The organism is Microbacterium sp. CH1 (assembly GCF_001595495.1).
Lineage (GTDB): Bacteria > Actinomycetota > Actinomycetes > Actinomycetales > Microbacteriaceae > Microbacterium.
Map to the genome: position 1 here is coordinate 198,255 of NZ_LOSO01000018.1, position 11,904 is coordinate 210,158.

The window sequence follows — 11,904 nt, forward strand, 5'->3', positions numbered from 1 at the left end:
CGGAGGTCACTTCCCCGCGAGCGCCTTGGTGATCCGCTGCGGCGACACCGGCTGCGCGGTGCCGAGACGCTGGGCGAAGACGCTGACCCGGTACTCCTCCAGCAGCCAGCGCACCTCGACGATCGCGGGCGGAGCGTCGGGCGCGAGGGGGATCGTGCCGCCGGCGTCCGCGAACAGCACGGCCATCCGCTCGAACTCCGTCATCCGCGCGCGGTCCTTGCCCGGCTCGTTCGCGAGGGTCTTCAGCCGGTCGGTCATGCCGTCGAGGTACCGGGGGAAGTGGGCGAGCCGGTCGACCCCCGCCGCCGCGACGAAGCCGGGGTGGAGCAGTCCGGAGAGCTGGGTGCGGATGTCGTTCAGCGGGCCGAGCAGCGCCAGCGCGTTCTGCGCCTTGATGCCGCGCTCCACCTCCCGCGCCTTCGTGAGGATGCGCGCGACCAGGGAGACGCAGGCGAAGAGCTCGTCGACGAGTACGGCCGAGACGGCGTCGCGCACCCGCGCGAACTCGGCCTCGGTGCGCACGACGCCGCGGTCCCGGCCGTCGGCGCCGCCGGTCGAGGCGTCGATGACGCGACGGGCGACGGCGGCCCGGCAGTCCTCGATGAGCGCGGCCGCCGACGGGTACGGCGAGGCGGCGAGTGCGAGCTTCTCCTGGCTGGTGAGGTGCTGCTGCACGTACGACGACGGCGACGGCACCGCGAGCAGGACGAGACGGAGCACGCCGTCGCGCGTGGCGGCGGCCGCGGCGTCGGGAGTCGCCTCGACCCGCACCGACACGCTCGTGCCGGCATCGACGATCGCCGGATACCCCCGGACGACGCCGCCCGCGACCTTGGTGTCGATGACCGCCGGGAGGTCGCCGAACGTCCACGCCGTCAGCCCGGTCTGCTCGACCGGAGCGGCGGCCACGCGCTCCGCCCCGCGCGGTCCCGGTGTCTCCGCACGCCCGGGGCGCGCGATGGAGCGGGCGACGCTGCTGCGCGCGCGGTCGGAGAGCTGAGCCTGCAGCGACCGGAGATCGCGCCCCGAACCGACCACGCGTCCCCGCTCGTCCACGGCGCGGAAGTTCATGCGCAGATGCGCCGGCACCCGTTCGTCGTCGAAGTCGGCGGCCGTGACCACCTGGTTCGCGAGCGGCTGCACGAGCCGCGCGAGCGCCTCCTTGAGGGTGCGCGGGGGGAGACCGCCGTGCGCCTCCGGTCCCTCGTCGGCCAGCGCCGCCCCGAACTTCTCCGCCCAGTCGGCGGCGGGGACGACGTGGCGCCGGATGGCCTTGGGCAGCGCACGCAGCAGTCCGGTGACGAGCTCCGCGCGGAGCCCCGGCACCTGCCAGTCGAAGCCGCGGTCCTCGATCTGGGCGAGCAGCGGCAGAGGCAGCACGACGCTCACGCCGTCGTCCGGTGCGCCCGGCTCGAACCGGTACGCGAGGCCGAGCACCTGGTCGCCCTGCGTCCACCGGGTCGGGAACTCGCGCTGGTCGGCGCGGTCCTCGTCGTCGATGAGGTCGCTCTCCCGCATCACGAGCAGCTTCGGCGTCGTCGTCAGCGCCTCGCGCCACCACTTCTCGAACGACCGCACGTCGAACACGTCGGCGGGGATGCGCTCGTCGTAGAAGCGGAAGACGGCCTCGTCGCCGGCCAGGATGTCGCGGCGCCGCTCGCGCTCCTCGAGCTTCTCCAGGCGGCGACGGAGCTCGGCGTTGCTGCGCCAGAACGCACTGACCCGCTTGTCGATGCGGGACGGGTCCCATTCGCCCTCGACGAGCGCATGACGCACGAAGAGCTCGCGCGAGGCGGCCCGGTCGATGCGGGCGAACTGCACGCGCCGGCGCGGGATGATCTCAACCCCGAACAGCGTGACCTTCTCGAACGCCACGGCGGCTCCGGCGTCTTTGGACCAGTGCGGCTCGGTGACCTGGCGCTTCGCGAGGTCGCCGGCGAGGGGCTCGGCCCAGGCGGGGTCGATCGCGGCGACGGTGCGGGCGAAGGTGCGGGAGGTCTCCACGATCTCGGCGGCCATGACCGCCCGGGGGCTCTTCTTGCGCAGCCCCGACCCCGGGAAGATCGAGAACCGGATGCCTCGCGCGCCCCGGTACTCCGTGATCCGGCGGCGAGCGTCCTTCGCGGGAGAGTGGGCCTTCCCCGCGGGGGCCGTGCGCTCGTCGAGGACGCCGATCTGCGACAGCAAGCCGGAGAGCAGCGCGCGGTGGATGGCATCCGGATCGGCCGCGCCGCTCGGCTCCGCCCCGCGGTCGGGGCTCTTGACGAGCGTCCGGAGCTGGCGGTGCACGTCGAACCACTCGCGGACCCGCACGTAGTTGAGGTGCTCGCTGCGGCACAGACGGCGGAACGCGCTGGAGCCGAGCTCGCGCTGCTGTTCGCGCAGGTGGTTCCAGAGGTTCAGGAGGGTGAGGAAGTCGCTCGTCGGGTCCACGAAGCGCGCGTGCAGCCGGTCGGCCTCCTCGCGGCGCTCCTCCGGTCGCTCCCGCACGTCCTGGATGGACAGCCCCGCCACGATCGCGAGCACGTCCCGCAGCACCGACCCCTGGGTCCCTGAGCCTGTCGAAGGGCCTGACCCCCGCTGGGTCCCTGAGCTTGTCGAAGGGCCTGAGCCCCGCTGGGTCCCTGAGCCTGTCGAAGGGCCTGATGCCCGCTGGGTCCCTGAGCTTGTCGAAGGGCCCGCCTCGATGAGCATCCGCGCGAACCGCGGGTCCATCGGCATCCGGGCGATGTCGCGTCCGATGCGGGTGAGCCGGGGGCCGTCGTCCGGCCCCTGCGCCGGGCGGAGGGCGCCGAGCTCGGTGAGCAGGTCGAACGCCGCCTTCACGCCCCGGGAGTCGGGCGGGGTGAGGAACGGGAACGCGGTGATGTCACCGAAGCCCAGCGCGAGCATCTGCAGGATGACGGAGGCGAGGGAGGTGCGCAGGATCTCGGGTTCGGTGAACTCGGGACGCCGCGCGTAGTCCTCCTCGGAGTACAGGCGGATGGCGATGCCGTCGCTCGTGCGGCCGGCGCGACCGGAGCGCTGGTTCGCCGAGGCCTGGGAGATGGCCTCGATGGGCAGCCGCTGCACCTTCGAGCGGTTGCTGTACCGGGAGATACGCGCGGTGCCGGTGTCGATGACGTACTTGATGCCGGGCACCGTGAGGCTCGTCTCGGCCACGTTCGTCGCGAGCACGACCCGGCGACGGACGCCGGCCACGGTGCTGCGCTCGAACACCCGGTGCTGCTCCGCGGCGGAGAGCCGGCCGAACAGGGGGAGGACCTCGGTGGGCGAACGGTCTTTGGCGTAGGCGGCGCGCACGGCGTCGGCGGCATCCCGGATCTCCGCCTCGCCCGGCAGGAACACGAGCACATCGCCGGGCGCCTCCCGGTCCAGCTCTCGGAGCGCCGCGACGATCGCGCTCACCTCGTCCTCCGGCTCGCCGGCGGCGTCCTGCTCCGCGTCCTCGTCGACGAGCGGGCGATAGCGGATCTCGACGGGATACGTGCGCCCCGACACCTCGATGACCGGCGCGGGGGTGCCGTCGGCGGCGGCGAAGTGCCGCGCGAAGCTCTCCGGGTCGATGGTGGCGGAGGTGATGATCACCTTCAGGTCCGGGCGCTCCGGGAGGATGCGGGCGAGGTAGCCCAGCAGGAAGTCGACGTTGAGGGAGCGCTCGTGCGCCTCGTCGATGATGATCGTGTCGTAGCGCGTCAGCAGCCGGTCGCGGTGGATCTCGTTGAGGAGGATCCCGTCGGTCATCAGCGCGATCCGGGTCTCGTCGGAGACCTTGTCGGTGAAGCGCACCTTGTAGCCGACGAGCGTGCCGAGCTCGACCCGCAGCTCCTCGGCCACGCGCTCCGCGATCGTGCGGGCGGCCAGCCGTCGGGGCTGGGTGTGGGCGATGCGCTCGCGGCCCAGCTCCAGCGCGATCTTGGGGAGCTGGGTGGTCTTCCCCGATCCGGTCGCGCCGGCGACGATGACGACCTGGTGGTCGCGGATGGCGTCGGCGATCTCGTCCCTGGCCGCGCTGACCGGCAGCTCCGGAGGGTAGGAGATCACGGGGGAGAACATAGCCCTCCATCGTATGCCGGGATGCACACCGGGGTCGCCGCGATCGCCGCATACGATCATCGGGTGATGACTGCTCTCCGCCCCGTGCGCTGGTTCCGTGATTTCGGGCGGCCGCCGCGCATCCTCGGTCTCGACGTCGCGCGGGGTCTGGCGATCCTCGGCATGGCCGGTGCTCACGTCGGCGTGACGGAGGCGTTCGAGTGGGGCGACCCGACCACCTGGACCGACCTCGTGCACGGCCGCTCGTCGATCCTCTTCGCGCTGCTCGCCGGCGTCTCCATAGCCCTCATGACCGGGCGCGACGTACTGCCGGAGCGGGAACGCCTCCCGAGTATCCGCCTCAACCTCGTCGGCCGCGGCGCGGTGATCTTCGTGATCGGTCTCGCCCTGGAGCTCCTCAACACGCCGATCGCCGTGATCCTCACCCTCTACGGCCTGCTCTACGTCGCGGTCATCCCCGTGCTGCGGTGGCGGCCCCGGCAGCTGCTCCTCGGCGCCGCCGTCCTCGCCCTCGCCGGTCCGGCGCTGCTCGCTCTGCTCAGCGCGGTGGCGCTGCAGCCGTTCGGTGCGGGCATCGGGTTCGTGCTCTACGGCACCTATCCGATCACCGTGTGGCTGGCTCTCGTGCTGGGCGGCATGGCCCTGGGCCGGCTCCGGGTGCAGGAGCTGCGCACGGCCGTCGTCGCCCTCGTCGTCGCCGTGGTCCTCGCCGCGATCGGGTACGGTCTGGGTGCCCTCGGAGCGGGCGCGGGGCTGGGCGGGACGGAATCGATCGTCTCCTCGACGAGCGCGTCCTCCGGGAGCGAGAGCATCGAGATCCTTCCCGGCGAGAGCCTGTCGTCGTCGTTCATCCCCGACGATGTGATGCCGCCGTCCGGCTGGGAGAGCTACCCCGAGGCGCTCGCCGCGACGGATCCGCTCGGCTCCATGGTCCGCGCGGTCTTCGCCGTCGACCCGCACAGCGGCGGCACCGCCGAGATCCTGGGCTCCGGCGGGTTTGCCCTCGCGGTGATCGCCCTGTGCCTGCTCCTGAGCCGTCCGCTGCGCTGGCCGCTGCTGCCCCTCGGCGCGCTGGGGTCCATGCCGCTCACGGCATACAGCGTGCACGTCGTCTCCGTCGTCCTCGTCGCCGGCCCCGGCGGCTTCATCGCGGACAACGCCTTCTGGGCGCTCACCGCCGTAGGACTCCTGCTGGTCACGACGCTGTGGGCGATGTTCGTCGGACGTGGTCCCCTGGAACGCCTCATCGGAAAGGGCGCCGCCGCGATGGCCGCCGTCCCTCGCCGCTGACGCTTTTCGTCATCCGCACGGGCGCACCTGTCATCACAGGTCTTAGGCTGGGGGGATGACCATTCCTGCACTCGAACTGAACGACGGCAACTCCATCCCCCAGCTGGGCTACGGCGTCTTCAAGGTGCCGCCGGCAGAGACCGAGAAGGCGGTGAGCGAGGCCCTCGAGATCGGGTACCGCCACATCGACACCGCCGCGATCTACGGCAACGAGGAGGGCGTCGGCGCGGCCATCGCGTCCTCCGGGATCCCCCGTGAGGAGCTCTTCGTCACCACGAAGCTGTGGAACGACCGCCACCACGACGACGAGCCTCGCGCCGCCATCGGCGAGAGCCTCGAGAAGCTCGGCCTGGAGCAGGTCGACCTCTACCTCGTGCACTGGCCCACCCCGGCGAAGGACGACTACGTCCACGCGTTCGCGAAGCTCATCGAGCTGCGCGACGCGGGCCTGACCCGCAGCATCGGCGTCTCGAACTTCCTCGTGCCGCACCTGGAGCGCACGGTGAAGGAGACCGGCGTCGTCCCGGCCGTGAACCAGATCGAGCTGCACCCGGCGTACCAGCGCCGCGAGGAGGTCGCCTGGGCCGAGGCCAACGGCGTCCGCATCGAGGCCTGGGGTCCGCTCGGCCAGGGCAAGTACGACCTCTTCGGCACCCCGGCGATCGCGGAGGCGGCCGCCGCCCACGGCGTGACCCCCGCACAGGCCGTCCTGCGCTGGCACCTGCAGAAGGGCATCATCGTCTTCCCGAAGTCGGTGCGTCCGGAGCGCCTGCGCGAGAACCTCGACGTGTTCGGCTTCGAGCTGACCGACGCCGAGATCGCCGCGATCAACGCGCTCGACCCGCTCGACGGCTCCGGCCGCGTGGGCTCGCACCCCGACGAGGTCAACTGACCGGAGCCGTGCTCCCGAGCCCGCGCCCCGCGGCTCGTCTCCGTTCCACATGACGCCCCGTGTCGCTTCACGCGACACGGGGCGTCCGCGTGGGTACCGTCGAGCCCATGACAGCTCCGCTCCGCGTCGTCGCCGTCTCGGGCTCCCTCCACGAGCCGAGCAAGACCACCGCCCTCCTCCGTGCGATCACCGCCGCGGTCGCCGAGCGCGCCCCGGTCGAGACGCAGCTGATCGAGCTCACGCAGGTCGGGCCCTCGCTCGCGGGTGCTCTCACCCGTGACCAGCTCCCGCCGGAGGTGGAGGCGCAGCTGCAGGCGATCGAGACCGCCGACCTGCTCATCGTGGGCAGCCCGGTGTACCGCGCCTCGTTCACGGGGCTGTTCAAGCACCTGTTCGACTTCGTGGACCAGTACGCCCTCGTCGGCACGCCGGTGCTCCTCGCCGCGACCGGTGGCGGCGAGCGACACGCGCTCATGATCGAGCACCAGCTGCGCCCCCTGTTCGCGTTCTTCCAGGCCTTGACGCTGCCGCTCGGCGTGTACGCGAGCACGACCGACTTCGACGGCTACGAGGTGGCGACGGACGTGCTGCGTGCGCGGATCGCGCTCGCGGCCGAGCGGGCCCTCCCGCTCGTCGGCTACACCCTGTCCCGTCCCGCGGAGCTGCTCGTCGGCTGATCCTGGTCCGGAGCCGGTGAGCCCGGCGTAGCGTGGGAGCATGACGAACCGTCTCGCCGACACCCTCAGCCCCTATCTGCGGGCCCACGCCGACAACCCCGTCGACTGGTACCCCTGGGGGGAGGAGGCCTTCGCCGAGGCGCGCCGCCGGGACGTGCCGATGCTGATCTCGATCGGCTACTCCACCTGCCACTGGTGCCATGTGATGGCGCGCGAGTCCTTCGCCGACCCGGAGACCGCCGCCCGCATCAACGAGGGGTTCGTCGCGGTGAAGGTCGACCGCGAGGAGCATCCGCACGTCGACGGGGCGTACATGGCCGCCGCGTCGGCGTTCACGCAGAACCTCGGCTGGCCGCTCACGGTGTTCACCACGCCTACCGGACGCGCCTTCTACGCGGGGACGTACTGGCCACCCGAGGCGCGACCGCCGATGCCCGCGTTCCGCGATGTGCTGGCCGCGGTCCGCGAGGCGTGGACGACGCGACGGGCGCAGGCCGAGGAATCCGCGGACGCGGTGACCGCGGCCCTCGCCGAGGCGGCGGAGACCACGGCGTCGAGCCTCCCGGACGCCTCGGCCCTCGCGGAGGCCGCCCGCGGTCTCGCCGCCAGGGAGGACGCGGAGTTCGGTGGCTTCGGCGGAGCTCCGAAGTTCCCGGTGGCCACGACCCTGCGGTTCCTCCAGGAGCCCCTCATCCGCGAGGCTGCGCCGGAGGCGGCGGCTGCGGCCGAGCGCGCCCTCACGGCGATGGCGGCCTCGGATCTGCGTGACGCCGACGGCGGGTTCTTCCGCTATGCGACCCGGCGTGACTGGACGGTGCCGCACTACGAGCGCATGCTGACCGACAACGCCCAGCTGCTCGAGGTCGCGCTCGACGCCGGCGACGAGGAGGCCGCCCGCGGGATCGCCCGCTTCCTGCTCCGCACGCTGCGGCAGGAGGGCGGCGGCTTCGGCGCTGCGCAGGATTCCGAATCGTGGATCGACGGGGCCCGCAGCGAGGGGGGCTACTACCGCCGTCCCGTCGCGGAGCGCGCGGCGCTGGAGCCGCCCGCCGTGGACGGCAAGGTCATCACGGGATGGAACGGCCTCGCGATCGCGGCACTCGCCCGGGCGGGGGCGGCGCTCGGCGACGACGCGTGGATCGTCGCCGCTGCGGAGGCCGCCGCTGCCGTGCTCGGCACCAATCGCGGGGCCGACGGCGCGCTCGTGCGGGCATCGCTGGACGGCCGGGCCTCCGCCGCGGTCGCCACGGCCGCCGACCTCGCGCTGCTCGCCGAGGGCATGTTCGCCCTCGCGGCGGCCACGGGCGACGTCGCTCCGGCGGCCGCGGCCCTGGGCCTCCTCGACGGAGCGCTGGACGGCGCCGCGGGGGACGACCCGATGCTCCGCGCGCAGGGCATCGCCGCCTCGCCCGACCACACCGACGGCGACCTCCCCTCGGACACGGCGGCGGTCGCGCAGGCCGCGCTCACCGCCTGGCGGCTGGGAGCGGGGGACCGCTATCGCGCGGCAGCGGCGGAGCGGGTGGAGGCCCTCGCCTCCCGGGCGCTCGCCCAGCCCTTCGCCCACGGCAGTCTGCTCCGGGTCGCCGCCGGACTCGCCACCGCGCCGCGGCAGCTCGTCGTGGTGACGGAGGAGCCGGGTGGGGCGCTCGCCGCCGCGGCCCGCGGGGCCGATGCCGATGTCGTCACCGTCGTCACGCCGGCGCAGGCCGCGGCGTTCGCCGCCGCGGGGTTTGAGCTGTTCGGGGGCAAGGAGGCGACCGCCGAGCGCGCCTACGACTGCCGCGCCTTCGTCTGTCGCCTGCCGGTGAGCGATCCGGCCGCGGTCTCGCGCGCACGGTGAGCGCCCCTCCCCGGCGCAGCGCTGTGCATTCTGCCTACCGCGCGGCGTTCGTCTGCCCGTCGAGTGCGCGCGATGCGCAGCTTCGAGTGCACGGTTTGCCCAGCGCCCGCCATCCGTTCTAGGGTGACGCGACCCCTCTCGGATCACAGCAAGGATGCTCTGACGATGACTCTCTCCGCCCGCGCCGGTCTCGACGCCGTGCCCGCCTACCGACAGGGGCGCTCCGCCCCGGCCGGTGCCTCCAAGCTCTCCTCGAACGAGTCCCCGCATCCGCCGCTGCCCTCCGTCGTGCGCGCCGTGCAGGACCGGGTGGCCGGCATCCACCGCTACCCGGACATGAGCGCCTCCGCGGTCCGGGAGGCGCTCGCCGCCCGGTACGCCGTGGACCCGGCGCAGGTGACCGTCGGCGCGGGGTCGGTGGAGATCGCCGCCCAGCTCATCCACGCGGTCGCCGGCGAGGGGGACGAGGTCGTCTTCGCATGGCGGTCCTTCGAGGCCTACCCCTCGCTCGTCCGGATCGCGGGCGCGACGCCCGTCGCCGTGCCGCTGGATGCCGATCACGGCCACGACCTCGACGCGATGCGCGCCGCGATCACCCCGCGCACACGTCTCGTGTTCGTGTGCAACCCCAACAACCCGACCGGCACGGTCGTCGACGCCGAGGCCCTGGAGCGCTTCGTCGCCGCGGTGCCGCACGACGTCCTCGTCGTCATCGACGAGGCCTACGTGCACTTCGACCGCACGGACAGCCGCGGCGCCGGGATCGAGCTGTTCCGCCGCCACCCGCACGTCGCGGTGCTGCACACGTTCTCCAAGGCGTACGGCCTGGCCGGGCTCCGCATCGGCTACGCGATCGCCCCCACCGCGATCGCCGAGGCGCAGCGCAAGGTGGCCGTGCCGTTCGGGGTCACCGACCTCGCCCAGGCCGCGGCCCTCGCCTCGCTCGCCGCGGAGGACGAGCTCGCCGTCCGCATCGACGAGGTCGTCGCGCAGCGCGATCGGCTGTACACCGTGCTCACCGCCGCCGGCTGGCCCGCCGTCCGCTCGCAGGCCAACTTCGTCTGGGTACCCGCGGGGGAGCGCACCGCCGAACTCGACGCCCTCCTGCATGCCGGCGGCGTGGTCGCCCGCGCCTTCCCCGGCGAGGGCATCCGCATCTCGTCCGGCTCCGCCGCCGACATCGACAGGGTGGAAGCCGCCCTCGCGGTCTCCGGCGACGCCGCGCACGAGTCCGACCTCGACTCCGACCTGATGGAGGTGGGCGCGTGACCACCGAGGTCCCCGTCACCACGACGACCACGAAGGGCCTGCACCCGGGCCTCACCCGCCGCCAGATCTCCATGATGGGGCTCGGCGGCGCGATCGGCGCGGGGCTGTTCGTCGGCTCCGGGCAGGCGATCAGCATCGCCGGACCCGCCGTGCTCATCTCCTACCTCGTCGCGGGCGGCATCGTCGTGCTCGTGATGGCGATGCTCGCCGAGATGGTGGCGGCCCGCCCCAGCTCCGGCGCCTTCAGCTCCTACGCCCAGAAGGCCATGGGGCGCAGCGCCGGCAGCGCGGTGGGCTGGCTGTACTGGATCCAGCTCGTCGTCGTGATCGCCGCCGAGGCGACCGGCGCGGCCGGGATCGTGGCGAACTGGGTACCCGGGATCCCCGCGTGGGTGTGGGTGCTCGTGTTCGTCGTGGCGCTCACCGCGGTGAACCTCTTCGGCGTGCGCAACTACGGCCGTTTCGAGTTCTGGTTCGCGGCGATCAAGGTCGCCGCGATCATCGCCTTCCTCGTCGTCGGCGTGTGCGCGATCGTCGGACTCATCCCCGGCGTGCCGGCGACCGGCATCTCGAACCTGGTGGATGAGGGCGGCTTCGCCCCGCACGGCATCACCGGCATCGCCGCGGCGCTCCTCATCGTCGTCTTCGCGTTCGGCGGCACCGAGGTCGTCGCGATCGCGGCCGCCGAGTCGGACGACCCCTCCCGCAACATCCGCCGGATCGTGCGCGAGGTGCTGGTGCGCATCCTGGTCTTCTACGTCGGCTCGATCTTCGTCATCGTCGCGGTGCTCCCGTGGGACGACCCCGCCGTGCAGGCCGGTCCGTTCTCGGCGGTCCTGGACACCCTGAACGTCCCGGGCGTCGGCCTCGTGATGGACCTCATCGTGGTGATCGCGCTGCTCTCGGCCATGAACGCCAACATCTACGGGGCGTCCCGGATGGCGTACTCGCTGGGGGAGCGGGGGCTGGCGCCGCTGTCCGTCACCCGGACGAGCCTCAAGGGCGTGCCGTTCGTCGCCGTCCTCGCCTCGGTGGCCTTCGGCTTCGTCACCGTCGGGCTGAACTGGGCCTTCCCGGACGTGGTGCTCCCGGCGCTGCTGAACGTCGTGGGGTCGACCCTGCTGGTGATCTGGACGGCGACGGCGATCTCGCAGATCGTGCTGCGCCGGCGGGCCGACCGTGCCGGCGAGGCGATGCCCATGCGGCTCTGGGGCTTCCCCTGGGTGTCGTGGCTGTGCCTCGTGCTGCTCGCCGCCGTGATCGCGCTCGCGATGATCGACCCGGCTGCGCGCATCCAGCTGCTGCTCACGCTCGGGCTCACCGCGCTGCTGCTCGTCGTCGCCCGCCTGACGCGGGGTGTCTCCCGCCCCGGCATCGTCAAGGAGTGACGTGCGGATCGATCGCCTCGACGCGGCGCTGATCCGGCTGCTGACGGAGTCGCCGCAGCTGCCCCTCCTGGAGTGCGCGCGCCGGCTGGGCATCGCGCGGGGGACGGCCACGAGCCGTCTCGCGCGCCTGCACGAGGGTGGCGTGATCGAGGCGATCGTGCCGCGCATCGACCCCGCCGGCTTCGGGTACGGCGTCGTGGCGTTCTGTCTCGTCGAGATCGATCAGAAGGTGGGGCATGACGACGTCGCGACCGCCCTCGCGGACGCGGTGCCGGAGATCGTCGACATGCACACGGTGACCGGCGCGAGCGACATGCAGCTTCGACTCGTCGCCCGCGATGCGACGCGGCTCCAGGAGGTGCTGGACCGGGTCGCCCTCGTGCCGGGGGTCGCGCGGACCGCGTCCTCCATCGCGATGCGCACGCATCTCTCGGGTCGCGTGCTCCCGCTCGTGGAGCACGTGGCCGACGAGGTCTCCTGACCCGGGGT

At 72.9% G+C, this 11,904-nt stretch carries 8 protein-coding genes; 7 read left to right on the top strand and 1 reads right to left on the bottom strand.

What is annotated here, in order from left to right:
- Positions 1-6 precede the first annotated feature (6 nt).
- Positions 7-4,056 carry an ATP-dependent RNA helicase HrpA gene (gene hrpA / locus AUV07_RS12105; RefSeq protein WP_062636456.1) on the bottom strand — a complete coding sequence of 1,350 codons (4,050 nt, stop codon included), beginning with the start codon at positions 4,054-4,056 and terminating at the stop codon, positions 7-9.
- A gap of 66 nt (positions 4,057-4,122) precedes the next feature.
- On the opposite strand from hrpA, the gene AUV07_RS12110 reads away from it, so the two are divergent.
- The 7 genes from AUV07_RS12110 to AUV07_RS12140 all read left to right on the top strand — a co-directional run bounded on the left by AUV07_RS12110 (position 4,123) and on the right by AUV07_RS12140 (position 11,896).
- The gene (locus tag AUV07_RS12110; RefSeq protein ID WP_231868261.1) at positions 4,123-5,346 is read left to right on the top strand and encodes a heparan-alpha-glucosaminide N-acetyltransferase domain-containing protein; all 1,224 of its coding nucleotides are present in this window, start codon (positions 4,123-4,125) and stop codon (positions 5,344-5,346) included.
- 55 nt (positions 5,347-5,401) lie between these two features.
- Positions 5,402-6,238 carry an aldo/keto reductase gene (locus AUV07_RS12115; RefSeq protein WP_062636460.1) on the top strand — a complete coding sequence of 279 codons (837 nt, stop codon included), beginning with the start codon at positions 5,402-5,404 and terminating at the stop codon, positions 6,236-6,238.
- Positions 6,239-6,345: 107 nt separating this feature from the next.
- Positions 6,346-6,915 carry an FMN reductase gene (msuE, locus tag AUV07_RS12120; RefSeq protein WP_062636462.1) on the top strand — a complete coding sequence of 190 codons (570 nt, stop codon included), beginning with the start codon at positions 6,346-6,348 and terminating at the stop codon, positions 6,913-6,915.
- A 40-nt stretch (positions 6,916-6,955) separates the two neighbouring features.
- Positions 6,956-8,758 carry a thioredoxin domain-containing protein gene (locus AUV07_RS12125; RefSeq protein ID WP_062636464.1) on the top strand — a complete coding sequence of 601 codons (1,803 nt, stop codon included), beginning with the start codon at positions 6,956-6,958 and terminating at the stop codon, positions 8,756-8,758.
- A 165-nt stretch (positions 8,759-8,923) separates the two neighbouring features.
- Positions 8,924-10,027 carry a histidinol-phosphate transaminase gene (gene hisC, locus AUV07_RS12130; RefSeq protein WP_062636466.1) on the top strand — a complete coding sequence of 368 codons (1,104 nt, stop codon included), beginning with the start codon at positions 8,924-8,926 and terminating at the stop codon, positions 10,025-10,027.
- Entirely contained in the window at positions 10,024-11,415 is a 1,392-nt protein-coding gene (locus AUV07_RS12135) for an amino acid permease (RefSeq protein ID WP_062636467.1), read from the top strand. Before hisC ends, AUV07_RS12135 begins: the two co-directional genes overlap by 4 nt.
- Position 11,416: 1 nt before the next feature.
- The gene (locus tag AUV07_RS12140) at positions 11,417-11,896 is read left to right on the top strand and encodes an Lrp/AsnC family transcriptional regulator (protein ID WP_025105602.1); all 480 of its coding nucleotides are present in this window, start codon (positions 11,417-11,419) and stop codon (positions 11,894-11,896) included.
- Positions 11,897-11,904: the final 8 nt, after the last annotated feature.

Excerpts from the sequence above, each read along its gene's own strand:
- AUV07_RS12110 (WP_231868261.1), top strand. The coding sequence starts at position 4,123 with ATGACTGCTCTCCGCCCCGTGCGCTGGTTCCGTGATTTCGGGCGGCCG.
- hisC (WP_062636466.1), top strand. The coding sequence starts at position 8,924 with ATGACTCTCTCCGCCCGCGCCGGTCTCGACGCCGTGCCCGCCTACCGA.
- AUV07_RS12115 (WP_062636460.1), top strand. The coding sequence starts at position 5,402 with ATGACCATTCCTGCACTCGAACTGAACGACGGCAACTCCATCCCCCAG.
- msuE (WP_062636462.1), top strand. The coding sequence starts at position 6,346 with ATGACAGCTCCGCTCCGCGTCGTCGCCGTCTCGGGCTCCCTCCACGAG.
- AUV07_RS12125 (WP_062636464.1), top strand. The coding sequence starts at position 6,956 with ATGACGAACCGTCTCGCCGACACCCTCAGCCCCTATCTGCGGGCCCAC.
- hrpA (WP_062636456.1), bottom strand. The coding sequence starts at position 4,056 with ATGTTCTCCCCCGTGATCTCCTACCCTCCGGAGCTGCCGGTCAGCGCG.